The 26,559-nt window shown below is 63.9% G+C and carries 29 protein-coding genes; 21 read left to right on the top strand and 8 right to left on the bottom strand.

All coding sequences use genetic code 11. The features are described from left to right. Positions 1 to 125 precede the first annotated feature (125 nt). Positions 126 to 857: an SDR family NAD(P)-dependent oxidoreductase gene (locus ACFVSJ_RS23250; protein ID WP_387439483.1), complete on the top strand. Its 732-nt coding sequence runs from the start codon at positions 126 to 128 to the stop codon at positions 855 to 857. Positions 858 to 906: 49 nt separating this feature from the next. On the opposite strand, the gene ACFVSJ_RS23245 is transcribed toward ACFVSJ_RS23250, so the two are convergent. The 3 genes from ACFVSJ_RS23245 to ACFVSJ_RS23235 form a co-directional block, all read right to left on the bottom strand. Further along, positions 907 to 1,422 carry a flavin reductase family protein gene (locus tag ACFVSJ_RS23245; RefSeq protein ID WP_387439482.1) on the bottom strand — a complete coding sequence of 172 codons (516 nt, stop codon included), beginning with the start codon at positions 1,420 to 1,422 and terminating at the stop codon, positions 907 to 909. Positions 1,423 to 1,549: 127 nt separating this feature from the next. Continuing rightward, on the bottom strand, positions 1,550 to 2,866 hold the full coding sequence (locus tag ACFVSJ_RS23240; protein WP_387439481.1) for an MFS transporter: 1,317 nt from the start codon (positions 2,864 to 2,866) through the stop codon (positions 1,550 to 1,552). A 70-nt stretch (positions 2,867 to 2,936) separates the two neighbouring features. Next, on the bottom strand, positions 2,937 to 3,683 hold the full coding sequence (locus tag ACFVSJ_RS23235) for an aspartate dehydrogenase domain-containing protein (RefSeq protein ID WP_387439480.1): 747 nt from the start codon (positions 3,681 to 3,683) through the stop codon (positions 2,937 to 2,939). Positions 3,684 to 3,813: 130 nt separating this feature from the next. Between ACFVSJ_RS23235 and ACFVSJ_RS23230 the strand changes: the two genes are divergently transcribed. Next, entirely contained in the window at positions 3,814 to 4,578 is a 765-nt protein-coding gene (locus tag ACFVSJ_RS23230; protein WP_387439479.1) for an IclR family transcriptional regulator, read from the top strand. A 101-nt stretch (positions 4,579 to 4,679) separates the two neighbouring features. Here the strand turns inward: ACFVSJ_RS23230 and ACFVSJ_RS23225 are convergent, their stop codons facing one another. Continuing rightward, on the bottom strand, positions 4,680 to 5,270 hold the full coding sequence (locus tag ACFVSJ_RS23225) for a hypothetical protein (protein ID WP_387439478.1): 591 nt from the start codon (positions 5,268 to 5,270) through the stop codon (positions 4,680 to 4,682). Between the two features lie 214 nt (positions 5,271 to 5,484). Between ACFVSJ_RS23225 and ACFVSJ_RS23220 the strand changes: the two genes are divergently transcribed. Further along, entirely contained in the window at positions 5,485 to 6,648 is a 1,164-nt protein-coding gene (locus ACFVSJ_RS23220) for a WD40/YVTN/BNR-like repeat-containing protein (protein ID WP_387439477.1), read from the top strand. A 7-nt stretch (positions 6,649 to 6,655) separates the two neighbouring features. Next, entirely contained in the window at positions 6,656 to 6,943 is a 288-nt protein-coding gene (locus ACFVSJ_RS23215; protein ID WP_387439476.1) for a MoaD/ThiS family protein, read from the top strand. Positions 6,944 to 6,966: 23 nt separating this feature from the next. On the opposite strand, the gene ACFVSJ_RS23210 is transcribed toward ACFVSJ_RS23215, so the two are convergent. Continuing rightward, the gene (locus tag ACFVSJ_RS23210; protein WP_387439475.1) at positions 6,967 to 7,203 is read right to left on the bottom strand and encodes a hypothetical protein; all 237 of its coding nucleotides are present in this window, start codon (positions 7,201 to 7,203) and stop codon (positions 6,967 to 6,969) included. A gap of 271 nt (positions 7,204 to 7,474) precedes the next feature. Between ACFVSJ_RS23210 and ACFVSJ_RS23205 the strand changes: the two genes are divergently transcribed. The 3 genes from ACFVSJ_RS23205 (at position 7,475) to ACFVSJ_RS23195 (ending at position 10,830) form a co-directional block, all read left to right on the top strand. Next, entirely contained in the window at positions 7,475 to 10,213 is a 2,739-nt protein-coding gene (locus ACFVSJ_RS23205; RefSeq protein WP_387439474.1) for an FG-GAP-like repeat-containing protein, read from the top strand. A 90-nt stretch (positions 10,214 to 10,303) separates the two neighbouring features. Further along, positions 10,304 to 10,507 carry an antitoxin MazE family protein gene (locus tag ACFVSJ_RS23200; protein WP_387439473.1) on the top strand — a complete coding sequence of 68 codons (204 nt, stop codon included), beginning with the start codon at positions 10,304 to 10,306 and terminating at the stop codon, positions 10,505 to 10,507. Beyond that, positions 10,504 to 10,830 carry a type II toxin-antitoxin system PemK/MazF family toxin gene (locus ACFVSJ_RS23195; RefSeq protein WP_387439472.1) on the top strand — a complete coding sequence of 109 codons (327 nt, stop codon included), beginning with the start codon at positions 10,504 to 10,506 and terminating at the stop codon, positions 10,828 to 10,830. Before ACFVSJ_RS23200 ends, ACFVSJ_RS23195 begins: the two co-directional genes overlap by 4 nt. A gap of 166 nt (positions 10,831 to 10,996) precedes the next feature. On the opposite strand, the gene ACFVSJ_RS23190 is transcribed toward ACFVSJ_RS23195, so the two are convergent. Next, the gene (locus ACFVSJ_RS23190; protein WP_387439471.1) at positions 10,997 to 12,319 is read right to left on the bottom strand and encodes an MFS transporter; all 1,323 of its coding nucleotides are present in this window, start codon (positions 12,317 to 12,319) and stop codon (positions 10,997 to 10,999) included. 201 nt (positions 12,320 to 12,520) lie between these two features. On the opposite strand from ACFVSJ_RS23190, the gene ACFVSJ_RS23185 reads away from it, so the two are divergent. The 12 genes from ACFVSJ_RS23185 (at position 12,521) to ACFVSJ_RS23130 (ending at position 24,141) form a co-directional block, all read left to right on the top strand. Beyond that, positions 12,521 to 13,291 carry an IclR family transcriptional regulator gene (locus ACFVSJ_RS23185; protein ID WP_387439470.1) on the top strand — a complete coding sequence of 257 codons (771 nt, stop codon included), beginning with the start codon at positions 12,521 to 12,523 and terminating at the stop codon, positions 13,289 to 13,291. A 274-nt stretch (positions 13,292 to 13,565) separates the two neighbouring features. Beyond that, positions 13,566 to 14,462, top strand: a complete 897-nt coding sequence (locus ACFVSJ_RS23180) for a shikimate dehydrogenase (RefSeq protein WP_387439469.1) — start codon at positions 13,566 to 13,568, stop codon at positions 14,460 to 14,462. Further along, entirely contained in the window at positions 14,462 to 16,330 is a 1,869-nt protein-coding gene (locus tag ACFVSJ_RS23175) for a bifunctional sugar phosphate isomerase/epimerase/4-hydroxyphenylpyruvate dioxygenase family protein (RefSeq protein ID WP_387439468.1), read from the top strand. The genes ACFVSJ_RS23180 and ACFVSJ_RS23175 overlap by 1 nt, the downstream gene beginning before the upstream one ends. A 45-nt stretch (positions 16,331 to 16,375) precedes the next feature. After that, positions 16,376 to 17,248: a protocatechuate 3,4-dioxygenase subunit beta gene (pcaH, locus tag ACFVSJ_RS23170; protein ID WP_387439467.1), complete on the top strand. Its 873-nt coding sequence runs from the start codon at positions 16,376 to 16,378 to the stop codon at positions 17,246 to 17,248. Between the two features lie 4 nt (positions 17,249 to 17,252). After that, a complete protein-coding gene (gene pcaG, locus ACFVSJ_RS23165) occupies positions 17,253 to 17,843 on the top strand; it encodes a protocatechuate 3,4-dioxygenase subunit alpha (RefSeq protein ID WP_387439466.1) in 591 nt (196 codons plus the stop codon). Then, positions 17,840 to 19,258: an adenylosuccinate lyase family protein gene (locus tag ACFVSJ_RS23160; protein ID WP_387439465.1), complete on the top strand. Its 1,419-nt coding sequence runs from the start codon at positions 17,840 to 17,842 to the stop codon at positions 19,256 to 19,258. The genes pcaG and ACFVSJ_RS23160 overlap by 4 nt, the downstream gene beginning before the upstream one ends. Beyond that, complete coding sequence (locus ACFVSJ_RS23155) at positions 19,251 to 20,054, top strand: alpha/beta fold hydrolase (RefSeq protein WP_387439464.1); 804 nt, start codon at positions 19,251 to 19,253, stop codon at positions 20,052 to 20,054. The genes ACFVSJ_RS23160 and ACFVSJ_RS23155 overlap by 8 nt, the downstream gene beginning before the upstream one ends. Continuing rightward, on the top strand, positions 20,051 to 20,482 hold the full coding sequence (gene pcaC, locus ACFVSJ_RS23150) for a 4-carboxymuconolactone decarboxylase (RefSeq protein WP_387439463.1): 432 nt from the start codon (positions 20,051 to 20,053) through the stop codon (positions 20,480 to 20,482). The genes ACFVSJ_RS23155 and pcaC overlap by 4 nt, the downstream gene beginning before the upstream one ends. 99 nt (positions 20,483 to 20,581) lie before the next feature. Further along, positions 20,582 to 21,796, top strand: coding sequence for a thiolase family protein (locus ACFVSJ_RS23145; RefSeq protein ID WP_387439462.1), 1,215 nt, complete (start codon positions 20,582 to 20,584; stop codon positions 21,794 to 21,796). A 4-nt stretch (positions 21,797 to 21,800) separates the two neighbouring features. Further along, positions 21,801 to 22,493, top strand: a complete 693-nt coding sequence (locus tag ACFVSJ_RS23140) for a 3-oxoacid CoA-transferase subunit A (protein ID WP_387439461.1) — start codon at positions 21,801 to 21,803, stop codon at positions 22,491 to 22,493. A 2-nt stretch (positions 22,494 to 22,495) separates the two neighbouring features. Beyond that, positions 22,496 to 23,164, top strand: coding sequence for a 3-oxoacid CoA-transferase subunit B (locus tag ACFVSJ_RS23135; RefSeq protein WP_387439460.1), 669 nt, complete (start codon positions 22,496 to 22,498; stop codon positions 23,162 to 23,164). A 179-nt stretch (positions 23,165 to 23,343) separates the two neighbouring features. Then, positions 23,344 to 24,141, top strand: a complete 798-nt coding sequence (locus ACFVSJ_RS23130; protein ID WP_387439459.1) for an IclR family transcriptional regulator C-terminal domain-containing protein — start codon at positions 23,344 to 23,346, stop codon at positions 24,139 to 24,141. Positions 24,142 to 24,216: 75 nt separating this feature from the next. Here the strand turns inward: ACFVSJ_RS23130 and ACFVSJ_RS23125 are convergent, their stop codons facing one another. Beyond that, positions 24,217 to 24,561 carry an iron chaperone gene (locus ACFVSJ_RS23125; RefSeq protein WP_387439458.1) on the bottom strand — a complete coding sequence of 115 codons (345 nt, stop codon included), beginning with the start codon at positions 24,559 to 24,561 and terminating at the stop codon, positions 24,217 to 24,219. A 29-nt stretch (positions 24,562 to 24,590) separates the two neighbouring features. Then, positions 24,591 to 24,989 carry a RidA family protein gene (locus tag ACFVSJ_RS23120; RefSeq protein ID WP_144660636.1) on the bottom strand — a complete coding sequence of 133 codons (399 nt, stop codon included), beginning with the start codon at positions 24,987 to 24,989 and terminating at the stop codon, positions 24,591 to 24,593. Positions 24,990 to 25,126: 137 nt separating this feature from the next. Here ACFVSJ_RS23120 and ACFVSJ_RS23115 point away from each other — a divergent pair, with 137 nt between their 5' ends. Then, a complete protein-coding gene (locus ACFVSJ_RS23115) occupies positions 25,127 to 25,963 on the top strand; it encodes a fumarylacetoacetate hydrolase family protein (RefSeq protein WP_387439457.1) in 837 nt (278 codons plus the stop codon). A 17-nt stretch (positions 25,964 to 25,980) separates the two neighbouring features. Then, positions 25,981 to 26,463 (top strand): cupin domain-containing protein, encoded by a 483-nt coding sequence (locus ACFVSJ_RS23110; RefSeq protein WP_387439456.1) that lies wholly within the window; start codon positions 25,981 to 25,983, stop codon positions 26,461 to 26,463. Positions 26,464 to 26,559 lie beyond the last annotated feature (96 nt).

Genomic DNA, 26,559 nt, shown 5'->3' with positions numbered 1-26,559 from the left:
CACATCTCCGTTTCCCTAGGTTCCCTCTACTAAACCCTGCGCGACGAAAGTTAGCGAGGGTACAGCCTGTACGGGTTATGGCAGTACCTCCCAGCGGCCCTCGCGCGACGCCTAGGCTGAGGTGCGTGGCAAGAATTCTGATTACCGGTTCCAGCGACGGCCTCGGCCGTGGGGCTGCCGAAGAAATGCTCGACGGCGGCCATTCAGTGGTGGTGCACGTCCGCACCGAAGCGCGGCTCACCGCCGTCGAGGATCTGCTCGACCGCGGCGCGCAGGCGGTTGTTGGCGATCTTGCCGACCTCGACCAGGTTCGCGGCGTGGCCCGGCAGGCCAACGAGCTGGGCGGCTTCGATGCCGTCATCCACAACGCGGGCGTCCTGGACGGGCCATCGGTATTGCCGGTGAACGTCGTGGCACCGTACGTACTGACCGCCGAAATGGCGCGGCCGCAGCGGCTGGTCTACCTCAGCAGCGGCATGCATCGCGGCGGCCACGCGGACCTGCGCGGGATTGATTGGAGTGGAGCAACGGCGTCGCGCTCGTACTCGGACAGCAAGCTTTTCGTCACGACCCTCATGGCTGCCGTGGCCAGGCTGTGGCCGGGCGTTTCCGCTCATGCGGTGGATCCGGGATGGGTGCCCACCCGCATGGGAGGAGCCGGCGCCCCCGACGATCTTCGGCTGGGACACCTCACGCAAGCCTGGCTTGCAGCCGGCTCAGGGCCGGAAACGCAGGGGATCGGCCAGTACTGGTACCACCGGAAAACCCGGGAACCGCACCCGTCTGTCCACGATCATCGCTTCCAGGACGCGCTGCTTGCCTCACTGTCCGACTACGCGGGAAGCACCATCCGTTGAACCACGACGCCGGATGGTCACCTTGGCGGCCATCCGCCGTCGGGCGTTTCTAGCCGATCCGGGACTCGTCCGTGAGCCGGTGGAACCACCGGTCGTGATAGACCAGCGGGTCTGCTGTGCCGGGTTGGCCGTGGATCGCCAGTACCTCGGCGGCCAACAGGATGGACGTACCTACCGGCACGCGGTGCGTGATCCGGCAACGCAACGCCCATGGTGCTGCCCGGAGCAGCGGCTCACCCGTGGGCAGTGTGGCCCAGTCCATGGCAGTGGTGAAGCGCTCCGTGCCTGGCTTGGAGAAGGTCTTCACCAAGTCCAACTGTCCGGCATCCATCATGTGGACCAGGACCGTTTCGGCCTGGATCAGCTGCTCGGCGGACCTGCTGCCGGACAGGGAGAAGGAAAGCGCCGGCGGCTCGGCGGACACCGACGCTACGGAGGACGCGGTGAGCCCCACAGGCCCCACTTCACTGGCCGCGGTCACTATGGCAACGCCGGCGGGATGGGAGCGGAAAGCGCTGCGGAAAAGGTGGTGTGTGGTGTCGGCCGGGGCGCTGGAGAGGGGCATAACCTTTGCTTTCGTTGCGGGCCCTGGATTTTCGGGGCCGTTACCACCCTAAAACCTCAACATTTGTTGAGGTCCAATCCTAGGCGGGCGTTGGTTCCCGGCGCCATGCCGTCCCGCATTCCGGAACTCATGCATCCACGGTTGACGATTCCTTTCGTCCTGTATTGGGAAGGAGGAGGAGGCACACAATGCTGATGGCGGCCGTCACGGCCAGATAGAGGGCTACTGGATCAGTGCTTTTCCCATTGGCCGCAAAGAGCGCTGTGGCAATGACCGGCGCAAGCCCTCCGCCGAGCACATTGCCCACTTGGTAGCCCAGGGAAATTCCGCTGTAGCGCACACCTGTACCGAAGAGTTCGGCGAAGAAGGCGGCCATGGGAGCGTGGATCGCGGCGGAGCCGCTGTAGGCGACGACTATTGCGATGAGGATGACGCTGGAATTCCCGGTGCGGACAAGCGGGAACAGGGCGAAGGCAAAGATGACCAGGAAAGCCCCACCAAGAAGCATCACCGGCTTGCGGCCTATCCGGTCGGACAAGGCCGCCCAAGCAGGTACCGTCACAACCTGCAGAAGCAGGCCCAGCATCGAAGCATTGAGAAGCAACGTCCGTGGCAGCGCCAACTCCTGCGTGCCGTAGCTGAGGAGGAAGGTGAAGACGATGTACACGAAGGTCGAGTAGCCGATGAGTGCTCCGGTGGACAGCAGGATCGCCCTTGGCTGGTCACGGATGACCTGGACGATGGGCAGTTTTGCCGGTTTCGCGGCTTTGGCCTCCAGGAACGCTGGTGTCTCCTCAATGCCGAACCGGACCAGCAGCCCAATGGCGCCGATGACGATGCTTGCGAGGAAGGGCATCCGCCAACCCCAACTCATGAATTCTTCCTTCGGCAGACCGCCAAGCAGCGCGAAGGCTCCGGTCGCCAGCAGTGCGCCGATGGACACGCCAAGGACTGTCCAACTCCCGTAGAACCCTTTCTTCCCGGAAGGCGCGTGTTCAATCGCGATCAGTGCGGCACCTGCGAATTCGCCGCCTGCCGCGAATCCTTGAATGAGGCGGAGGAGCACTAAAGCTATGGGCGCCCAGATGCCGATCTGGGCGTAGGTAGGAAGTGCGCCGATGAGAACAGTGCAGGCACCCATGACGATGAGGGTGAGGAGCAGCATTTTCTTGCGCCCCAGCTTGTCGCCGAAATGCCCAATAACGATTCCACCCAAAGGACGTGCGATGAAGCCTGTTGCAAACGTCGCCAGAGACAACAGTGTGCCGATAAGTGGGTCCGTGGCGGGAAAGAAGACCACGTTGAAGACAGTGGATGCCGCGATGGCATAGGCCAGGAAGTCGTAGTATTCGATCGCTGTACCGGCGCATGACGCAGTGGCCAGTTTGACGAGTGATGGGCGGGATTCCGGTTTGTGGTCCGGCGCAGCCTCGTGGGAGATCATTTCCTTCACAGTTCACCTCGTTGTTTGTTAGGCGCCCGCGGCGTCATTGCCGGGGCGGAGTGGATAGTGACTAACCGAAGACCAGTCCGGGTCGCTGTTCCATGGCTTGTTGCAGGCTTCCCAGGACGGAGCCGGCCATTTCCGTGCCGGAGACGCCTTTCATCGGCTGCTCCTTGATGATGTTGAGACGTGATCCGTCGGCTCCTGCGGCGCTCGTTTCCAGGCGCCCCACGGTTGCATCGGGATCGCTGACCAGCCGGGCGCGGCAATGGTCCAGTCCCACCGTTGCCAGCGCATAGGTCACCATGGCGTTGACATTCCTTGGGTACAGGGCAACGATTCCCCGCACCGGCCCGTCGTAGAGGACCGTCCGCCTGTCCGCCTGCTCAGGTGCCGGCTCAAGGCTGGAAGGGGACTTCACAAATTCGATGGTGGCTGAGTCCCATTGCTGGGAGAGATGGCTTTCAACACCCACCAGCGCTCCGTGTGGCAGTATCAATCTGGTCCCGTGCTCTGCTGCCGTTTCAGCGAGGGCCAGCCGGACGTCGTCGTCTACCAGGGCGCCGCACGACAGGACCATGAGGTCCGATGTCCTGAGGATCCGCGCCCCGTATTCCTTGACCACTTCCGGATGGGCGGCCTCAACCACTAAGTCGGTTTCGCGGAGTTCATCATTGGTTGCCCGTGTGGTTGTGGCGATGCCGGAGCCGAGAGAACGCCCCTGAACGAAGGTCAGCTGGTGGCTCGCCGTTTGCAGAACATAAGACGCAATGCTGGTTGCTATTCCGCCGCCGCCAAGTACGCCGATTCGCGCCACAACCACTCCTGATCATTGATGGGTTTGCCGTCCGATGATGGCCGGTGTTGATCAATGTAGCTGGACGCTCCGCATGAAGGAATAGTTTGGAATAGTATTCCTTTATGCGGAATTTTGGGATGATGATCCTATGAGCGACACCTTGCAGTCTGTCCAGCAGGCCCTTCGGATCCTCGACACGCTTCAAACCAGGTCAGAGCTGGGCGTTACTGACGTGGCCCAGGAACTCGGGTGTGCCATGTCCACGGCGCATCGACTCATTTCCACGCTGGCCGAGGCCGGCTACGTACAGAGAGCCACCACCGGGAAGAAATACAGGCTCGGTCCAGCCATGCTGGGTGCCAATGATGCCGCAGCCATTGAGCATTGCATCGAAAAGGCCCAGCCCCATATGGAGAGCTTGCGGGACTTATCCGGTGAGACCGTCCAGCTGGCCGTCTTGCACAAGGAGTCGATCCGCTTCGTTGCCGGCGTCGAATCCCGAAATATCATGCGCGTGACCAGCCGCGTGGGGATGTTGATGCCTGCCCATGCCACGGCATCCGGCAAACTGCTCCTGTCGCATCGGGACGATTCCGAGTTGGCGAGCCTCTACCCGGAGGGATTGCCTGCTGCCCTGACGCCGGCGGGTGCGACATCGATGGAGGGGTTCGTGAGTGAGGTACGCCGTGCCCGCGCCGAGGGCTTCGGGCAGAGCCTGAACGAGGTGGAACCGGGAGTCGCTGCGCTCGCGGTTGCGGTGAAACGTCCGAAGGGGCGGGTTCTCTGCGCGCTCACGGTAAGCGGTCCGTCATCGCGTTTCGGGGAGGAGGGTGACGGACACGCGTCCCGCGAGGCCCTTCTGCGGGAACTCCGGGTCCACGCGGAGAGGATCTCCGCTGAACTGACCTTCTGATGACTCGTCTGGCTTGGGAGCGCAGGACTATCCACATAGGCTAATGCCCGTTGTCGTCGGGGGCGCCTGGCCCGAATCGGGGCACCGCATGGGTAAGCGCTTCAGGTGGTAGGTTTTCGTGTTGCATAGGAGAGCTGCTCCGCGCTGACCACCGTCGACGGTGGGATTCCTTCCGGAGACTTTGGCTTAATCGCGTCGATGACCCAGCCCGTGCTTGATCTCGAAAACTCCACGACCTGCTCATACCTGTAACTCTCCGGAGGTCCTCCGGTCGTGTATGTCATTTCAGTTCGTTCGGTGACCTTGGCTGTGGCGATGTCGCCGGACACTTCGACATCCACTGACTCGAAGGTCGTTTCTATGTGCGAGTAGCCCAGTCCGAACGCTGCCAACCGCTTCTTTCGGGCCCTCAGCTCGTCGTATTCGGCTGCGATTCTGCTTCTCGAATTGGCGTTGTACCGTTGCAGGCTCATTTGCGTCGAATCGTCGCTTTGACCCGTCAGCATCAGTTGATTCCGCTCATTGATTGCGGACCGAAGGATCTCCGAAAGCACCTCCAGTTCACCAGATTCCACATGAAGGGTTCGCGGGGAGGGAGATATAGGGGTTGGTTCCAGCGAAACCAACCCCACAGCTACTGCCAACAAGACAGTGCACACCCTTTTGACGCTATTCATGGTCTCCTCTGCCATTGCGATCGGACTTCTGCACCATTGAAGCCGGACTTCGTTTCGGATGTGAAGGAGTTGGGCTATCCTCATCGCCAACTCCACTGATGACAGACGAGTGAGAGCAATCACTGGAACGTGATGCGTATCCCTGGAACTGTTCTTCGCCGGACTTGGGAGCGCAGGACTATCCACATAGCCCCCAAAAGCATTGCCCTCCCCACTCCACGATGGTTCGATGGGACTCATGGCTACCCCAAATACCGCAGAGAGCTATGTCTTGGCGATCGGGACCAAGAAAGGCCTGTGGCTGGCAACCAGCCCGGACCGCAAGGATTGGTCCCTCTCCGGCCCGCACTTCCTGATGAACGAGATACCGAGCATCGGGATTGACACGCGGGACGGCAAAACACGAATCATGGTGGGCGTCCGTTCCGAGCACTGGGGTCCCACCGTTGCACATTCGGATGACCTTGGCGCCACGTGGACCGAACCTGACAACGGCGCTATCACCTTCCCGGACGGCACCGACGCCGCTTTGGAACGCATTTGGCAGATCTACCCGGATGCCGAGTCCCGGCCGGGAGTTGTTTGGGCAGGCTGCGAGCCCATCTCCGTCTGGAAATCCACCGACGGCGGCGAGCACTTCGAATTGAACCGCGGCCTTTGGGACCATCCCCACCGCAGCGAGTGGGGCGCGGGCTACGGCGGAGCGGCGGCACACTCGATTGTGGTGGACCCGTCCGGCGAAAAGGTCCATATCGCCATGAGCACCGGCGGCGTTTACAGATCGCTCGACGGCGGCACCTCCTGGGAGCCCCGGAACAAGGGCATCTCGGCCTACTTCATGCCGGATCCCAACCCCGAGTTCGGCCAGTGCGTCCACAAGATAGCGGCCGACGCCACGGTTGAAGGCCGCTTGTACGCCCAGAACCACCACGGCGTGTACCGCACGGACGATGGCGGCGAGAACTGGAACTCCATTGCGGAGGGGCTCCCGGCCGACTTCGGATTCGTGATGCTGACCCACCCGCGCCGCGAGGGCACGGCATGGGTGATCCCGCTAAAAGCTGACGGCGAACGCATCCCGCCGGACAGCAAGCTCAGCGTTCACCGAACCAATGACGCAGGCAGCACGTGGACTGAGCTGCACACGGGCCTCCCGGACCATGAATACAACGCAGTGCTGCGTGACGCGGCAGCCGTGGATACCGGCGAACCAGTGGGTGTGTACTTCGGAACACGCGGAGGGTCCGTCTATGCCAGCGCCGACGAGGGCGAGACCTTTACTGAAGTGGCCTCGCACCTGCCGGACGTGCTGTGCGTGAGGGCCGCCGTCGTGGTTGGATCCCACAGCGGCGCTGGGCTGGAAGCAAAAGCCAGCGCCCCGGTACCCGGCTAGGTCCGTTGTGGCTGACATTACGGTCTTGCTGCCTGGTGTCCTGCAGCCTCTCGTCGGCGGACAGTCCTACCTGACTGCGTCCGCCGACGGGGCTGTGACCGTTGGACAGTTGCTGGACACTGTGACCGGTGAATACCCGGTGCTGGCCCGGCGCCTGCGCGATGAAACCGGTGCGCTCCGCCGTTTCGTGAATATTTACGTGAACGGTGACGAGGTCCGGCGACTTAAAGGGCTTGATACGGAAGTTGCGGGCGGCCAGGAGGTCTTGATTATCCAGTCCGTGGCCGGCGGCTGAGGGGGCGTTCGGGGTCGAGCCGTTCAGGCGACGCGCCAAACGCTGCATTCGTCGGTATTGATGGCTTTCCTCATCCCGGAGACGCGGTCCATGATCCAGACCACTCCGATTCCCGGCGCTGTTTCCTGGACGAGTCCGCGACGGATGACCACGTCATCGTAAGCGGGTCCCACGGACAATCGGGCCTCGATTTCGTCTCCGCGGTGAAGCTGGCTGATCGCGCGTATACGTGTTATCTGAGTTTTGACTTCCTTCAGCATGGTGTCCTCCCGGCTGGAGCTGGTGCCTGCAATTGCCGGCTATTCCAGTGTGGCGGGGCATTGTTGCCGTCGTATTTCGGCATGGTTAGGGTCCGGTTAGCATTGCGGGCAGCGCACGTTTCCGGACGCGTTCGACGGCGGCAGGCCACATCGGCGGCGAGACGCGCCGACGGTTGACTCCCACTTCCGCGGGACTTCGAGACCACGGCTGTACCCTGATGTCGGTTCCTGCGTCTCACAGGAACCGCAGCCTCCACCCCCGGGAGATTTCATGGGTTTCTTGCGGCGTTCCATCGCAGTGTCCACGGGCTTGGTGGTTTTCGCCACCGGCCTGTTCTTCGTCCAGGCCCCGGCAAAGGCCGTGCCGTTGCCAAGCCCGGATAATCCGAACGTCAGGTTCGTCGAGGGCACGCCGCATTCGGAGCACGTCTTCGAGACGCCGCCCAAGGTTTCGCCGCAACCCACGCTGGGATCCACCGACGTCGAAAGCCGCCTCAGTGCGGGCGTGGCCGCGGCGGGTCCGTCGGGCGATATCCGCATCCGGCTGGTCACCGCCAAACTGGCCGACAACAGCAATACCGTTTCCATGAGCGGTGCCGAACAGGCGGTCGCAGCAACCAGTGGCTACTGGCAAGCGATGACGGCGGGCCGCCTGTCCATGACCGTTGACACCAAGGTGGCCGGGTTCCAGTCCAGCGCCCGATCCACTGACAGTTATGCCACCATCATTTCCACGATTACCAGCGAGCTGAAGTGGTCGGCCAGCCCGTACACGGCGCTGGTCATCTTCATCCCTTCCTCCACGTTGTCCGGCAACGCACTCGGCGCGGGGTACAGCAGCGGAAGCTACAGTGGGCGCGTGCTGATGCCGCAGCTGAGCAGCTTCTCCAGCAACGTCATGACGCACGAATTCGGGCACGTCATCGGACTGATGCACGCCGATGCACTGCAGTGCGGAAGCGGTGTGTCCGACGTCGGAACGGACAGCAGCGGAAGATTCACCGATCCGTCCTGCTACATCCGCGAGTACGGGGACACTACGGACATCATGGGCGCGGCACAAATCGCGCAACCCGTGGTCAGTTCGTCGTTCTGGGATTACGCAGGGTTCGGCAGGGGAGATGAGATCCGGGACGTGGGCGTGGCCAGCGGTGTCAAGAGCTACACCCTCAAACCCTGGGGTGGCACCGATGCCCAGCGAGCCATCAAGTTCACGGACCCGGTGAGCAAAGAGGTCTACTATCTTGAGCTGCGACAGCCGGTTGGCTACGACAGCTATCTTTCCCAAGCGGGTCGGGAGGGCAACAGGGGCGTCAAGATCGTCCAGCGCGGCGGGGCAACCATCGCTTCGTCGCTGATCCTGATGCCGTCCACGATCCCCTTCACCGAGCCCTGGTACGCCAAGAACCACGCCTGGCAGCAGGGCAGCACTTTCACTACCTACACGGGCACGCAGGTCACCATGACGTCGGTGACGGCCACATCGGCCACCGTCACTATCAACGCCGACCCCAAGTTGAAGACCCGGATGCGGTTCTCGGCGGGGGATTTCGACGGCGACAAACTCGCCGACGTTATCTCGCGCGAGGCCGACGGCTCCTTGCTGCTGTTCAGGGGCCTTGCCGGAAACCGGCTCGCCGACCCAGTGCAGATCGGTTCGGGCTGGGGTATTTTCAACGCCGTCCTTGGCACTGCAGACTTCAACGGCGACGGCTTCGCCGATATCCTCGCACGGGCCAGCGACGGCGGTCTCTGGCTCTACCCGGGCAACGGCAAGGGCGGGTTCCTTGCCCGGAGCCAAGTTGGCTTCGGCTGGCAGGGTTTCTCCCAAATCGTGGCTGTGGGCGATTTCGACGGCGACTCGCGCAACGACCTCATTGCCGCAGGGAACGACGGACGACTGTGGCTCTACCCGGGCAACGGCTCCGGTGGTTTCCTGGCCGCGACCCAGATTGGCCAAGGCTGGGACGTCTTCAACACGCTTGCTCCCGCGGGATCGTTCGGTGGTGGAACGGCAGGTCTCTTGGCCAGGGCGGCTGACGGAACGCTCTATGTCTACCCCGGCGACGGCGAGGGTGGCTTCCTGCCGCGTGCCGCCGTCGGAAGCGGTTGGAACGGTGCCGGCGACATCATCGGCGGCCCGGACCTGACGGGCGACCGGTCCGCGGATGTGCTTGCGGCCGCGTCGGGCGGCGGCATGACGCTGTACCCGGGCGACGGCTCCGGCTTCGCGGACCGCCTGGCCATCGGCGCGGGTTGGGGCCAATTCAGCCCGGTCTGGGAAGCAGGGGATTTCGACGGCGATGGCGTCGCCGACGTCCTGGCCCGCGGCAAGGACGGCGCCCTGTGGTTGTACCGAGGAAACGGTTCCGGCAGTTTCCTGCCGCGCGTCCAGGCGGGATCCGGTTGGAACATGTTCGACACGGTGCTCAGTGCGGGCGATTTCGACGGCGACTCCCGGCCGGATCTGGTGGCGCGGACTCCTGACGGAACGCTGTGGCTGTACCCGACGGACGGCGCGGGAAAGTTCCTGGCCCGCAAGCAGATCGGGACTGGCTGGCAGGGGTTCACGCAGCTGCTTGCTCCGGGCGACTTCACGGGCGACGGGAAGCCCGACATTGTGGCGGCTTCCCCGGATGGGACGCTGTGGGTCTACCCGGGCAACGGCTCCGGCGGATTCCTGGCGCGCAAGCAAATCGGTACTGGCTGGGACATGTTCAACCTGGTCCTGCAGGCCGGGGATTTCAACGGGGACGGGCGTGAGGACCTGTTGGGCCGGACTGCCGATGGCGGTCTCTGGCTGTATCCGGGCAACGGATCGGGCGGATTCCTTGCCCGTTCCTACCTGGGCTCGGGTTGGAACATGTTCTCCAGCATCGCTGCGTTGGGGAACGGGTTCACCGGGACGGGGGACCCCGCTGTGGTGGGAGTAGCCGGTGACGGGTCGCTGCTCCTGTACTCCGGAACGGGCGGGGGCAAGTTCCAGCCCGTGGCGCTGAATCCGCGGTAAGGCCGGCCCCGGCGCTGGAATCAATCCGCCGTTATCCACACGCTCAACACGTGCCATGGTCGAGTACCTCGTTACATGTAACAATCGAGTATGGGAGTTAGAGAGCGGGTTTATTCACACCGGGCCCGCATGCGGGAACGGGGTTTCCGCATGATGCAGGTATGGGTTCCGGACGTGAAGGCGGCCAACTTCGACGCGGAGGCCCGGCGGCAAGCGGCGCTGGTAGCAGCGCAAGACCGCCAAAGTGACGATCAGGACTTCATTGAAGCCGTCGCGGCACCCTGGGACGAATGAACCGCGGCGAACTCTGGATCGTCCCTGGGGGTGTCTACGCGTCCAAGCCGCGGCCAGCGCTCGTCATCCAGGATGACAAGTACGCTGCAACTGACTCTGTGACGGTACTCCCGCTGACGAGCACGCTGATTGACGCGCCGCTGCTGCGTATTCCGCTGGATCCGAATGCGGTCAATGGTCTCCAGCAAGCAAGTCACGTCATGATCGACAAGCCAACTACTGTCCGGCGAAGCAACGTACACCAGCGCCTTGGAAGGGTCACGGCGTCTCAGCTCGTAGACATTGAAAGGGCCTTGCTGGTCTTTCTGGGGCTCGCTGGTTAATCGCCCGGGTCCGTGCCGCACCCGCTCCGCCTTCCCGTGGACCCGCGGATTGGGTTCCGAAAACGCAGGAATGCCCGGCATGTCGGGGAACATGCCGGGCATTCTGTTTGTCGTCACCAGGTGGGCACTCCCAGGAACCGGGAAGGAGCGCCTCTTTATCGGGGCGTTACTTGTAGAGGCCGAGCTGCACCGTGGGAACCTTCGCCGATTCGCGGGCCGTCAGGGCGGAGACGGCAGCGATCACGCAGATCACGCCGCTGAAGATGGAGATCTGCACCCAGCCTCCGGCCTTGGTTCCACCCATGGCGGTCACGATGGCCGGAGCGAAGCCTGCCATCAGGAAGCCCAGCTGGGTGCCGATGGCGAGTCCGGAGAAGCGGACCCTCGTGCTGAACATTTCACCGTAGAACGAGGGCCACACGGCGTTGGCTGCGGCGTAGCCGAACGAGAAGAACACGATGGAGACCACGAACATCAGCGGCACGTTGCCGCCTTCGAGGGTCAGCAGGAAGACCGGGGTCATGACGGCGCTGGCGAGTGCTCCGTAGATGAACACGGGCTTGCGGCCGATCTTGTCCGCCAGCATGCCGAACAAGGGCTGGGTGCCAAGGGCTACGACGTTGGCAGCAACTACCAGCCACAGGGTGATGGTGCTGTTGACGTGCGCTACGTCCTGGGCGTACTTGATGGCCAAGGTTCCGAACACTGTGCTGACTGCGGCGATGAAGGCGCAGCAGACCACGCGGAGAACGTCACGCCAGTGCAGCTTCAGGAGATCGGCGATGGGGAGCTTGGCGATCTGGTTGTTCTTCTTGGCCTCCGCAAACGCCGGCGGCTCGTGCAGGGTACGGCGGATGAAGTAGGCCACCATGACAACCACGGCGCTCAGCCAGAACGGGATACGCCAGCCGATGCCGTACTTGATCTCGTCCGGAAGTGCCACCACGGGGATGAAGACGAGTGCTGCGAGGATCTGGCCGCCCTGCGTACCCGTCAGGGTCCATGACGTGAAGAACGAACGGCGGTTGTCCGGAGCGTGCTCCAACGTCATCGACGAGGCGCCGGCCTGCTCGCCGGCGGCAGAGAGCCCCTGAGCGAGACGTGCCAGCACCAGCAGGACGGGTGCCCACCAGCCGATGGTCTTGAAGTCGGGGAGGCAGCCGATCACGAAGGTTGCTGCGCCCATGAGGACCAGCGTGAACATGAGGACCTTCTGGCGGCCGATCCTGTCACCGAAGTGCCCCAGGATGATGGCGCCCACAGGGCGGGCGACGTAGGCGAAGCCGAAGGTCGCAAAGGACATGATCGCGGCGTTGGCGTCCGCATCCGGGAAGAAGACGTGCGGGAAGATCAGGGCCGCTGCCGATCCGAAGATAAAGAAGTCGTAGTACTCGACGGCGCTGCCGAGGAAGCTGGCGAGTGCCGCTTTCTTGGGTGTTCCCTGCGTTGTTGCTGTGCCTGGCGTCGCTGACGGCATTGTTTGGCTCATTGGGGTGTTCCTTCTGTGACGACGATGTCGGTAAAGCTGAGTGGGAGTGCCAAGCGAGGTGCGGCCGGATCTTCCCGATAAGTAACCACATGGTGAGAGCTACTTGTGTAATACAGCAATAGTGGCTGTGAGTGGGGTCACTTGTCAAGAGAAGTAATCACCATCTAGAAATAGCTCTCACGATATGAGAGCATTTCACTTATGAGTGTGAAAGAGGACACAAAGACCGACATGGTCGGCAAGGCCTTGAGCCTTTTGGTATTGCTGGGCAACGAACCGAAGGGCGCCAGCGCCGCGGATCTTGCGAGGAGTGCAAGCCTGCCGTTCAGCACGACGTACCGCTTGCTGGGCTCGCTGACCCGGGACGGCTTTGTGGACTATGAGCCGGATGGTCGCCGCTACCACTTGGGCCTTCGCGTGTTCCAACTCGGCCAGCGCGTCTCCAATCACCATGGCTTTGCTGCGACTGCACTGCCTGTACTGCAGCGCGTTACTGAGCGCACACATGAGGCCACCATCCTCTCGGTTCGCGACGGCGACCACCACCTCACGGTTAACAAGGTGGACGGTCCCAAGACCTTCCGGGTCACGAGCGATCCTGGCCATCTCGGCGCGCTGCATACGACATCCGTGGGCAAGGCGATCATCGCGTTCGAATCCGAGATTGAACGCAAGCGCTTGCTCGAGGACCTTCCTCTTGAAGCACTGACGGAGCATTCCATCACGGACCGCGACAAGTTCCGCGAGGAGATCGAGCAGGTGCGCCGCCAGGGCTACGCCGTGATGGACGAGGAGAACGAGATCGGCATGCGCGCCGTCGCCGTGCCGGTGCTGAATCCCCAGGGTCATGCCTTCGCATCCCTCGCCGTTGCGGTCCCCGTGTTCCGCCTGACCATGGAGGAGCTCATTGCGCACGTGCCAACCCTGCAGGAAGCCGCGGCTGAACTCGCGGCCCGCCTGCCCCAGCGATGACCCCGTTGTGAGGCCCGCTTTGCGCCCCATGCGCGAGGAATAGCGCGCAGAATAGGCCCCACAAGTTGGGCACTGCCGTTGTGAGGCCCGCTTTGCGCCCCATGCGCGAGGAATAGCGCAGACGAGGCCCCGCAACGCATATGCGAAATCCACGAATGTTCGCTATAAGAACATACGTGCGGAATATGAACAACTGTAGTAATCTGAATCATACGTTCGGTCCGGACAGCGTTGAACGCTTCGGGCAGGCCGTGAAAGTAAAAGGAGCTTGAGGATGAGCAACCGAGCCGAATCCGTTCTGGTGGGCCTGATTGGCGAAGGCGTGATGCCCTCGCTGACTCCGCCCATGCACGAACGCGAGGCCGATGTGCAGGGCCTTCGCTTGCTGTACCGCCCCATCGACCTGCTGGAGCTCGCGCTGCCGGCCACCGCCGTCGGGAATCTCCTCGAAGCAGCCCGGCGGATGGGTTTCAACGGGCTCAACATCACGCATCCGTGCAAGCAGTTGGTGCTGGAGCACCTTGACGAAATTTCCGACGACGCCCGTCGCCTGGGTGCCGTCAACACGGTCCTCATCCAGGACGGCCGGTTCATCGGCCACAACACAGACTTCTCCGGCTTCGGCTCTGCGCTCGCGGACGGCCTTCCGGGCGCCAAGCTGGATCGCGTGGTCCAGCTCGGTGCCGGAGGTGCCGGTTCCGCCGTCGCTTACGCGCTGCTCAAGGCGGGCGTCAAGCACCTTGACCTCGTGGACATGGACGCCAGCAGGGCTGCGGAACGCGCAGCCGAACTCAGCGAGCTCTTTCCGGCAGCAAGCGTCACCCCGCGCAGCACCACTGAGCTGGAGCAGGTCATGCCCCTCGCCGACGGCCTGGTCCACTGCACCCCGATCGGCATGGCCGCCCACCCGGGCCTGCCCCTGGACATCCACCTCCTGGAACCCCGGCACTGGGTTGCGGACATCGTCTACCGCCCCATCGAAACGCAACTGGTCCGCGAGGCGCGCGCCAAGGGCTGCGACGTGCTCGACGGCGGCCGGATGGCAGTCGGTCAGGCGGCCGACGCCTTCAGAATCTTCACCGGAAAGGACGCTGACCGCGACCGCATGCGTGAACACTTCCTGGACCTCATCGCCGCCGAAGAATCCGCACTCGTGAAGGCGGCCCACTGATGCGAACCGGAATCGCCACGGTCTGCCTGTCCGGCACGCTTAAGGAGAAGATGCAGGCCTGCGCCATCGCGGGCTTCGACGGCATCGAGATCTTCGAGCAGGACCTCGTCACGTCTTCGCTCAGCCCGGAAGACGTCCGCAAGATGGCTGCGGACCTGGGACTCGGCCTCGATCTGTACCAGCCGTTCCGCGATTTCGACGGCGTCACCCCGGAGCTGCTGAAGGCCAACCTGAAGCGGGCGGAGGCCAAGTTCAAGCTCATGGCCCGCCTTGGCATGGACACCATCCTGGTCTGCTCCAACGTAGCCACGGCAACCATCGACGACGACGGGCTGCGGGCCGAACAGCTGGCCGAACTCGCCGAACTGGCCGGGGACCACGGCGTCAAGGTTGCCTACGAGGCCTTGGCTTGGGGCAAGTACGTCAACGACTACGAGCACGCCTACCGCTTGGTGGAAGCCGTGGACCACCCCAACCTGGGCACGTGCCTGGACTCGTTCCACATCCTTTCCCGGGACTGGGACACCGCACCGATCGAGCAGATCAACGCTGAGAAGATCTTCTTCGTCCAGGTTGCCGACGCTCCCAAGCTCTCCATGGACGTGCTCTCGTGGAGCCGTCACTACCGGGTTTTCCCCGGGGAGGGGCAGTTCGAGCTCGCCAAGTTCATGGGCCACGTGGTCCGCGCCGGCTACACGGGCCCGGTTTCCCTGGAGGTCTTCAACGATGTGTTCCGCCAGTCGGATGTGGAGCGCACGGCCGTGGATGCCATGCGTTCGCTCATCTGGCTCGAAGAACAGAGCGCCAAGTGGCTGGCAGGCAACCCCGCGGACGGGGCGCTGGAAGACAAAGCCGCCAGCCGCCGTCGTTATCCCATGGAACTGGCCACGCTGCCCAAGGTGAACGAACCTGCCGGATTCAACTTCGCAGAGGTCAAAGCAGACAACACCGCGCAGCTCGAGAAGCTCCTGGGCCAGCTCGGCTTCGATTTCGAGGGCCGCCACCGCACCAAGGACGTCCAGCTCTGGACCATGGGCCAGGCCCGCGTGATCATCAACGAGCAGGCGGCCTCGCACTCGGAACCGGCTATCGCCGCTTTGGGGTTCGACGTCGATTCGCCAGTGATTGCCTCCGCTCGCGCCCAGCAACTCAAGGCGCCCGTGGTTGCGCGCAAAGTCCAGGCCGACGAAGAAGTCTTCCAAGGCATCTCCGCTCCGGACTCCACCGAAATCTTCCTGTGTCAGGGAAGCCCGGACGGCACCGCCGCGTGGACCCACGAGTTCGGCGAGGGGCTGGAACACCCCCGCGCACATCAAAGCGCCGTGATTGACCACGTAAACCTGGCCCAGCCCTGGCAGCACTTCGACGAAGCCGTCCTCTTCTACACCAGCGCGCTGGCCCTGGAACCGCAGCCGTTCGCGGAGGTCCCGAGCCCCAGCGGCCTGGTGCGCTCGCAGGTCATGGAAACCACTGATGGCGCGGTCCGGCTGGTGCTCAATCTGGCTCCAGTGCAGCAGGCATCCACACCCAAGACTTATCAGGAACACATCGCGTTCGCTGTGGGGGACCTCGTGGCCACGGCCCGGTCCGCCCGCGATCGTGGCCTTGAGTTCCTGCAGATTCCGGCCAATTACTACGAGGACCTGGACGCCCGGTTCGATCTTGAACCCGGCTTCCTGGCCACCCTCCAGGAACTCAACCTGCTGTATGACCGGGACGCCAACGGCGAATTCCTCCACTTCTACACCGCCACTGTGGGCAGCGTGTTCTTCGAAATGGTGGAGCGCCGCGGCAACTACGACGGCTACGGAGCCCCGAACGCCCCCGTCCGCCACGCCGTCCAATACGACTCACTCCACCGGGCATAGCTGCCTGGACCTGACAAAGAACCCACCAACCGAAAGGAGCCGGCTGTGCCGCAAGACACCACTGCACAAGCTCTCGAAGAATCCGAGGAACTCGTGCCGCCCGCTGAGCCGCATGCCGCGCACGATTCCAAGAAAGTGGAAACCCAAGGGGATCTCAGTGCTGAGATCAAGTCCATCGGAGACCGGTACGCCGAGGCCTTGAAGAACGGCAAGGCGCCGGAAACCATGCCGCGCCTGGACTACGCTCCGTATCGCAGCAGCATCCTGCGGCACCCCACCAAGAGCCTGCACCACGCGGACCCGGAGACGATCGAGCTCTACTCGCCCGCGTTCGGACACCAGGATGTGCACGCGCTGGAATCGGACCTGACCATCCAGCACAACGGCGAGCCGCAGGGTGAGCGCATCATCGTGGCCGGCCGCGTCCTTGATGGTGACGGCCGCCCGGTTGCCGGCCAGCTGGTGGAAATCTGGCAGGCCAACGCATCGGGCCGCTACATCCACAAGCGGGACCAGCACCCCGCCCCGCTGGATCCCAACTTCACCGGCGTCGGACGTTGCATCACGGGTGCCGACGGCTCCTACTCCTTCACCACCATCAAGCCCGGCGCGTACCCGTGGAAGAACCACCTGAACGCCTGGCGCCCGGCCCACATCCACTTCTCCATGTTCGGCTCGGAGTTCACCCAGCGCATCGTCACCCAGATGTACTTCCCGGGCGACCAACTGTTCCCCCTGGACCCCATCTACCAGTCGATCGTGGACCAGGATGCCCGCGACCGCCTCGTAGCCCAGTACGACCACGAACTCACCAGCCCCGAATGGGCCCTCGGCTACAAGTGGGACATCATCCTGACCGGCTCCAAGCGGACCTGGACCGAAAACGAAGCATACGGCGACGCCGGGGACGAGGAGTAAGCGCATGAGCAAGCTGGCACCCACACCGGGACAGACCGTTGGCCCCTTCTACGGCTACGCCCTTCCCTTTAACAAGGACAACGAACTCCTGGCACCCGGCAGCCCCGGCAGCATCCGCCTCCAAGGCACGGTGTACGACGGCGCGGGCAACACCATTCCGGACGCCATCCTCGAAATCTGGCAGCCGGACTCCGAAGGCAACATCGTCCAGCGAACCGGCTCACTGGTCCGTGACGGCTACACCTTCACCGGCTGGGGCCGCGGCTCCGTGGGCAACTCCGGGGTGTACACGTTCACCACGGTCAACCCTGGGCCTCTTAAGGCTGGAGCGGCGCCCTTCATCTCCGTCGCGGTCTTCGCCCGTGGCCTCATGAACCGCCTCTTCACCCGCGTGTACCTGCCGGAAAATGAGGAAGCGCTGGCGAACGATCCCCTGCTGAGCTCCCTCGACCCCGAACGCCGCAAGACGCTGATCGCCCGCCGCGATCCCGACGGCGGACTCACGTGGGACATCCGCCTGCAGGGTGGTGACGAGACCGTGTTCCTGGACTTCCAGCAGGACGGTTCGCTGGATCTGGCCTCGGACCAGTCATGACCGACGGCGACTTTGGCCTCCTCAGCCCCGTCACTGCCTCGCCTGCGGTGACGGCGTTGACGGGCGACCGTGCCGTGATTGCGGCGATCCTCGACGTCGAAGCCGCCTGGGCGGCCGTCCTCGAGGAAGCCGGGTTGGCCCCGGAAGGGTCGGCAGCTGTGGTGGCCGAAGCCGCCGACCCCGATCACTACGACCTCGCCGTCATCGCCGAACGTGCCCAGGGCGGTGCCAACCCGGTGATCCCGCTCCTCGGCGAACTCCGCGCACATGTGCGCAGCCTGGACGCAGCCGGGGTCGGCGCGGGCAAAGCCGTCCACACCTCCCTCACCAGCCAGGACGTTCTCGACTCGGCACTCATGCTGCTGGCTAGCCGCACCGTTTCGGCTCTGCTGGTTGAGGCCAAGAGAACGACGACGGCGCTCGCCACCTTGGCGGAACAGCATGCGGACACGCTGTGCGTGGGCAGGAGCCTGACGCAGCACGCGCTTCCGTATACGTTCGGGCTCAAGGCTGCGCAGTGGTTCCACGGGGTGGCCGCTGGGGCTGCGCGTTTGGCATCGCTTGAGTTGCCGGTGCAGTTCGGCGGGGCTGGCGGGACGTTGGCCTCCGGGACCAAGCTGACTGCCGGCTCTGGCTCAACGCCGTTCACGCTGGCCGATTCCCTGGCCGCCAAGCTGGACCTGGCCCCGGCGCCGGCCCCGTGGCACACCAATCGTTTGGCCGTGACGTCCCTCGGGGATTCCTTGGCTTCCCTGCTGGATGCCTTCGGCAAGATCGCCGCGGACCTGCTGTTCCTGAGCCGTCCGGAACTGGGTGAACTCGGCGAACCTCTGGCTGCCGGCCGTGGTGTCTCGTCGGCCATGCCGCAGAAGCAGAACCCCGTGCTCTCTGTGCTGATCCGCAGCGCGGCGCTCCAAGCTCCCGGGCTGGCATCGCAGCTCCACCTGGCCGCTGCAACCTTCAACGATGAGCGGCCCGACGGTGCCTGGCACACGGAATGGCCGGCCCTCCGTCGGCTGCTGGCCCTGGCTGTTGGTGCCGCACTTCATTTGCGCGAGCTCGCAGAAGGTATCCGGGTTTTCCCCGAGGCCATGCGCAGGAACCTCGAGATCTCGGGTCCGCTGCTGCTCAGCGAAGGTGTGGCGGCCGCCGTCGGGCCTCTCCTGGGCGAGGACGGAAAGCAGAAGCTGCAGGCCGTCGTCGACGAAACCCTTGCGGCTCCCGCCGCCCAGCAGGCGGACACCTACCGGAAGCTGCTCCGCGACGCGGTTCCCTCGGACAAGGTGTCCGATGCGGAGCTTGAAGCGTTGTTGGATCCCGCTAGCTACCTGGGCGAAGCCCGGGAAATCAGCCGCCGCATCCTCGCCGCCTACCCAGACTTCACCGCTTCAACGAAGGGAGCCTCTGATGACTAAGCCAACTGTCAAGGCCGTACTGCTTTCACCGCAGCGCGAACTCGGAACCAAACCGCTGCTGGTGGTGGGCCCGTCGCTGGGCACGTCCACTGTTCTCTGGACCGAAACCGCTGCGCTCCTCGGCGACGAGTACGACGTCATCGGCTGGGACCTTCCCGGCCACGGCATTTCGCCGGCCGCCACGGAAGGGTTCGATGTCGCGGAACTGGCTGACGCCGTCGTCGATCTTGTCGATTCCGTTGCGCCGGGCGCGAGGTTCCATTACGCGGGCGTCTCGCTGGGCGGGGCCACAGGCCTGCAGCTCGGGATCAAGCACGGCGACCGGCTCCGCAGCCTGTCCGTGCAGTGCACCGGCGCCAAGCTCGGCACCCCGGAAGGCTGGTTGGAACGCGCGGAAACCGTTCGCTCGCTTGGTACGCCGGTGATGATCCAAGGCTCGGCTGAACGCTGGTTCGCCAAGGGGTTCATGGACCGCCAGCCGGACATCAGCAGCCGGCTCCTGCACGCCCTCCGCGACGCCGATCGCTTCAGCTACTCGTTCTGCTGCGAAGCCCTCGCTGCGTTCGATGTCCGCGAGCAGCTCGGCAGCATCACGGTTCCCACCCAGGCGATTGCCGGCGTCGAGGACACAGTGGCGCCGCCGCCGTTCGCTTCAGAGACCGCCGCTGGCATCCGGGCCGGCGGCACGTTCGCTGTGGCTGAAGCGCTCGACGGCGTCGGGCACCTTGCGCCCGCTGAGTCGCCCGCCGTCGTGGCTGGTTTGATGCGGAACTTCATGAAGGAGAACGGGCGATGACCTCTGAACACAACGGTGCCGTTCAGCCTGAGGCCACCGCGCAGGAAATTTACGACGCTGGCATGGTGGTCCGTCGCGAAGTGCTCGGGGACGCGCATGTGGACCGAGCCAACGCCGGAAAGGATTCCTTCACGGAGGACTACCAGGACATGATCACCAGGATCGCCTGGGGTGGGATCTGGACGCGGCCGGGGCTGAGCCGGCAGATGCGTTCCGCGGTCACCCTCACGGCGCTGGTGGCCCACGGTCACTGGGAGGAGCTGGCCATGCACGTCCGGGCAGCCCTCAACAATGGCCTGAGCAGGGACGAAATCAAGGAAATCCTGCTGCAGACCGCCATTTATTGCAGTGTGCCGTCGGCCAACTCGGCGTTCAAGACGGCCCAAAAAGTATTCGCAGAAATCGACGCTGCATCCACCCCCAACTAGCTCCAACTCACCCAACTAGGTCGCAGTTAAGCGCGTTTAGACCCCTCAAAACGCGCACAAATGCGACCCAGTTGGGTAACAAGAAACAAAGGAAATCTTATGAACCAGGCTTTTGTGTACGATGCCGTGCGCACGCCCTTTGGCAAGTTCGGCTCCGGGCTTGCTGCTGTCCGTCCCGACGATTTGGCGGCCCACGTGGTCCGGGAGTCCGTTAAGCGTGCACCCGGCCTGGACCCGGAGCGGATTGATGAGGTGGTGTTCGGGAACGCCAACGGTGCCGGCGAGGAAAACCGCAACGTCGCGCGCATGGCGACGCTGCTTGCCGGCCTGCCCGTCTCGATTCCTGGGACGACGGTGAACCGTTTGTGCGGCTCGTCCTTGGACGCCGCGATCATCGCTTCGCGGCAGATCAACGCCGGCGACGCGGACGTGGTGCTGGTTGGTGGTGCGGAGTCCATGAGCCGCGCGCCGTGGGTGCTGCCGAAGACGTCCAAGCCCTACCCGGCCGGTGACATGACCCTGGCTTCGACCACGCTGGGTTGGCGTTTGGTAAACCCGGCCATGAACAAGGACTGGACCATTTCCCTGGGCGAGGCCACCGAGCGGTTGCGGGAGAAGTACGGGATCACGCGTGAGCGGCAGGATGCTTTTGCCGCGGATTCGCATAATCTGGCGGACGCTGCGTGGAATGAAGGCTTCTACGATTCTTTGGTTACGGCGGTTCCGGGGACGGACCTGGTCCGGGACGAAGGCATCCGTGCCGGGTCTTCAGCTGAGAAGTTGGCCGGGTTGAAGACGGTGTTCCGTCCCGAGGGCTCAGGGCCCGACGGCGGTACGGTCACCGCCGGGAATGCCTCGCCGTTGTCCGATGGTGCTTCTGCGGCGTGGATCGGCTCCGAGGCTGCTTCCTCGATTCTTGGCTTGGAGCCGCTGGCCCGCATCGCCGGCCGTGGTGCGCACGGCAACGATCCCCAGTTCTTCGGGTTCGCCCCGGTGGAGGCCGCTAACAAGGCCCTCGCGAAGGCGGGCATCGGCTGGTACCAGGTTGGCGCCGTCGAACTTAACGAGGCGTTCGCCGCGCAATCGCTGGCGTGCGTGGACGCGTGGGGGATCGACCCGTCGATCGTGAACCGCCACGGCGGTGCGATCGCGATGGGCCACCCGCTCGGTGCCTCCGGTACCCGCATCCTGGGGACGTTGGCCCGGTCGCTGCAGGCTTCGGGCCAGCGCTGGGGCGTCGCGGCGATCTGCATCGGCGTTGGGCAGGGCCTGGCCGTGGTGCTGGAAAACGTAACTGGTTCTGTGAAGGGTTAGGGCGATGTTGAATTTCATTGACACTGTTGGCGAGGCCGTGGCCGGGATCAAGGACGGCTCCACGGTGATGATCGGCGGGTTCGGCAATGCCGGGCAGCCGTTCGAACTGATCGATGCGCTCATGGATTGCGGCGCGAAGGACCTGACCGTGGTGAACAACAACGCCGGCCAAGGCGACCAGGGCCTGGCGTTGCTGATCAAGGAAGGCCGGGTGAAGAAGATGATCTGCTCGTTCCCGCGGCAGTCCGATTCCTGGCACTTCGACGCCAAGTACCACGCGGGGGAGATCGAACTGGAGCTTGTTCCGCAGGGCAACCTGGCCGAACGCATCCGTGCCGCCGGGGCCGGTATTGGCGGGTTCTTCACGCCCACCGGGTACGGCACCACGCTGGCCGAGGGCAAGGAAACCCGGTTCCTGGACGGTAAGTGGCAGGTGTTCGAGACCCCGATCCACGCCGATGTCGCGCTGATCAAGGCGCTCAAGGCCGACGGCAAGGGAAACCTTGTGTACCGCAAGACCGCCCGGAACTTCGGCCCGATCATGGCTGCCGCAGCGAAGCACACCATTGTGCAGGTCTCGGAGATCGTTCCCACGGGTTCGCTGGATCCGGAAAACGTAGTGACGCCGGGAATTTACGTGAATTCGGTGGTCCGGGTTGGTTCGGCTGCTGCTTCTTCGAACGGAAAGGTGGCCTGAGCATGGGCACGCAAACAAGCATCCAGACGTCCGAGAAGCCGCTGGGCCGCGATGAACTGGCGCAGTTGGTGGCCCGCGATATCGCCCCGGGCTCGTTCGTGAACCTGGGCATCGGCCAGCCGACGCTGGTGTCGAACTACCTCACCGAGGACCAGAACATCACCCTCCACACGGAGAACGGCATGCTCGGCATGGGCCCTGTCGCCGAAGGGGATGCCGTTGATGGTGACTTGATCAACGCCGGGAAGATCCCCGTCACGGAACTGCCCGGAGCGTCCTACTTCCACCACGCCGACTCGTTCGCGATCATGCGCGGCGGGCACCTGGACATCTGTGTCCTGGGCGCGTTCCAGGTCTCTGCCACCGGCGACCTCGCCAACTGGCACACGGGCGCGCCGGACGCGATCCCCGCCGTCGGTGGCGCCATGGACCTTGCTACCGGCGCCAAGGATGTGTTCGTGATGATGACCCTGCTGACACGTGAGGGTGCGTCGAAGCTCGTCGAGGCCTGCACCTACCCGTTGACCGGCGTGGGCTGCGTGACCCGCGTGTACACGGACAAAGCTGTGTTCCTCACCGGCCCCCAGGGTGTGACCGTCCGCGAAACGTTTGGCTGCACCTTCGAAGAAGTCCAGGAACTCGTCCCGCTGCCGCTGAAGAAGGCAGAGTAGGCCCCGCAATTTTGAGCCTCTCGCGTTGTGAGGCCCGCTCTGCGCTCCTTTTCGTCCGGAATGCCCGCAGAGTAGGCCCCGCAAGTTGAGCCTTTCCCGTTGTGGGGCCCACTAAACGTTCTATTTCGTCCGGAATGCCCGCAGAGTAGGCCCCGCAACGCAAACTACGATTGGTAACCATGAGCGACTCCGCAGCGACCCCGCAGGCCAGCGACCAGTACGTCCAGTCGTTGGCGCGGGGTCTTGCGGTGATCCGGGCCTTCGACGCGAACAACCCGGTGATGACCCTCAGCGAAGTCGCGGCCCGCACGGATCTGACCCGCGCCACTGCCCGCCGCTTCCTGCATACGCTCGTTGAGCTCGGCTACGTCCGCACCGACGGCAAGACCTTTGCCCTCACCGCCAAGGTGCTGCAGTTGGGGTATTCGTACCTTTCGGCATTGTCGTTGCCGCAGCTCGCCCAGCCGCATCTGGAGGAACTGAGCCTGAAACTCGGGGAGTCCACGTCGGCAGCCGTCTTGGACGGCCAGGACATTTTCTACGTGGCCCGCGTCGCCACGAAGCGCATCATGAACGTGGGCATCACCGTGGGCACCCGGTTCCCCGCCTACGCAACGTCGATGGGCCGGGTCCTGCTTGCGGGACTTCCCCCGGCAAAGCTGGATGCCTACTTGGAGAAGGCCGAACTCAAGCCACTCACCCCGCGAACCGTAGCCAGCGCGCCCGAGCTGAAGGCCGCCGTCGAACGTGTTCGTACGCAAGGTTGGTGCTTGCTGGACCAGGAGCTGGAACTCGGCCTGATGTCCATCGCCGCGCCGGTCCACAACCACAAGAACGGCGACACCGTCGCGGCGATCAACGTGTCCCTGCAGGCGCAAGCGGTCGCCGCGCAGCCGGAGGACTATCTTGACTCGGTGCGGGAGGCCGTCGTGGCCACGGCGGATGCGATCTCCCAGGACGTCTCCGCCAAGCACTGACCCAACTAGGTCGCAGTAGTGCGCGTTTTGAGCCGTCAGAACGTGCTCTGCTGCGACCCAGTTGGGTGAGGGGAGTTACTTCCGGATCGCCGCCAGCCGGGTCTCCAGGATCCGGCGCACCAACGAGTCGGGCACCGGGTTCTCCGTAGAAAACCGCAGAGTCCCCGGCGACCACGAGTATCCGCCCAGCTCTTCCGACATGTCAGGCAGGATCTGGCCGCTGAACGGGTAGAGGGCAAGATGCTTCTTGGTTTCGAGCACGCTCACCAAGCCCTTGCCGTCAACCAACAGTGCAGGCATGCCGTAGCTGGTGCCTTCCTCGGCGTCCGGCGCCAGCTCCCGGGCAATCTCGACAATCCGCTCCAGGACCGGGCGGTTGGTGGCGCTGACATTCTCCAGGTATTCGGTAACGGTTCCCATAGGGAACATCGTGCCCCAAAGTCCAGGGATCAGCGCTCCGGAATCACCGCAATTCCCTGGATCTCGATCATGGCTTCCTTCTGCCACAGGCGCGTGACGCCGATTCCGGCCATCGCCGGGTATTGCGAACCGGCCATCTCGCGCCAGATACGCCCGATCTCGCGGCCATTGGCCATGTAGTCGTCCACGTCGGTGAGGTAGATGGTCACGTTGACCAGGTCCTCCGGCTGCCCGCCAGCTTCGCGGAGCGTGGTGAGGACGTTGGAAAACGCCTGCGTGAACTGCTCAACAATCCCGCCAGGCACGATGTTCATGTCCTTGTCCAAGGCGGTCTGCCCGCCCAGGAACACGGTGTTTCCGGCGAGCATGCCGTGGGCAAAACCAGACGGCTTGGGCAGCGATTCCGGGTTGATGGTCTTGTGGCTCATGGTGGTCCTCCTCGGTTGTGGCAGTTGCGAAAACTTTTAAAAAGCCCCTATGCAGATCATTCCCGCCCTGCTACGTTGAGCATATGTGACGATCGTAAAAAAGTCGACACATCGAATCTCGAAGGGAAAACCAGCCGATGAAACTTGCCACTCTGCGCACCTCGGGCGGACGTACGACGGCGGCACTCGCCACGGGCGAGGGCACTTGCCGAACGCTTCCGGCCAGTGATGTGGGCGCACTCCTGGCCCAGGACAACTGGCGGGCCGTGGTGGAAGCAGCCGACGGAGAAACCATCAGCAACCCTGACTTCGCCCCGCTGCTGCCCAACGCCGGGAAAGTGATTTGCTGCGGCTTGAACTACGGGGACCACATCCAGGAAATGGGCCGGGAGCTTCCCGAGTACCCGACGCTGTTCGCCAAGTATGCGGACACCTTGGTCGGCGCGAATGACCCGGTAGAAGTCCATGGCAGTGCCCGCGTCGACTGGGAAGCCGAGCTGGCCGTCGTCGTGGGTTCCGAGCTGTACCGGGCGGACGAGGACCAGGCCCGCGAGGCGATCGCCGGGTACACCGTGGCCAACGATGTCTCCATGCGGGACTGGCAGAACCGGACGCTGCAGTGGTTCCAGGGCAAGGCCTGGGACCGGTCCACCCCCGTGGGCCCGGTGATGGTGACGGCCGATGAGGCCGGCGAACACTTCCAGGTCAAGGGCTACGTCAACGGCGAACTCGTCCAGGACGGCAACACGCGCACGCTCGTGTTCGGCCCCGCACAGTTGCTTTCCTACATCTCGCAGTTCACCGTTCTTCGTCCGGGAGACCTTGTCCTCACGGGAACGCCCGGGGGAGTGGGCATGGGCATGACCCCGCCGCGCTTCCTCCAGGACGGCGACACCTTGACCACCGAAATCGACGGGATCGGCCGGCTGGAGAACCGGTTCCGGATCCACGTTCCAGCCACCACCCCCGCCTAAAGACAAAGGAGAAACCCATGAGCCAGACCACCACCGAATACCGCCTCGAAGGCGACAACTCCATCTACGCCCAGCCCGACGGCAAGGTAATCCCCGTCGTCACCCGGGCCGGCGCGGAGGACACCAACACGGCACAGTCCGGGGACTGCATCCGCGTCTCTGGCGTCAGCATCCAGCACACCCCGGCAACCAAGATCTGGTTCGGCCAGGTGTCCAACACCCCCGGCTACCGCTCCCTCCCGCACCACCACGGCGAAGCAGAGACCGGCGGCTACGTCCTCCGCGGCCACGGCCGGATCTACTTCGGTGAGAACTACTCAGAGTTCATCGATATGAAGGCCGGCGACTGGGTGTTCGTGCCGCCGTTCATGCCGCACGTCGAAGCGAACATGTCCATCACCGAGGAACTCGTCTGGCTGACCGCCCGCACCCCGGAGAACCTCGTGGTCAACCTTGAGGACGTCCCGGACGAGGCCCTCGCCGACTACCGTCGGGCCTAGGCATGATCACGGGAACCCTGACCTCGGAGACCTTCCTGCGGGCCGTTGAGCTGACAAGGACGGAGGCCCAGGTCTTCGACGAAGCCTACGAGGCCA

This window comes from Paenarthrobacter sp. NPDC058040, assembly GCF_042885775.1.
Taxonomy (GTDB): Bacteria; Actinomycetota; Actinomycetes; order Actinomycetales; family Micrococcaceae; genus Arthrobacter.
The sequence above is the reverse complement of the archived record's forward strand: the minus strand, read 5'-3'. Positions and strand labels throughout refer to the sequence as shown.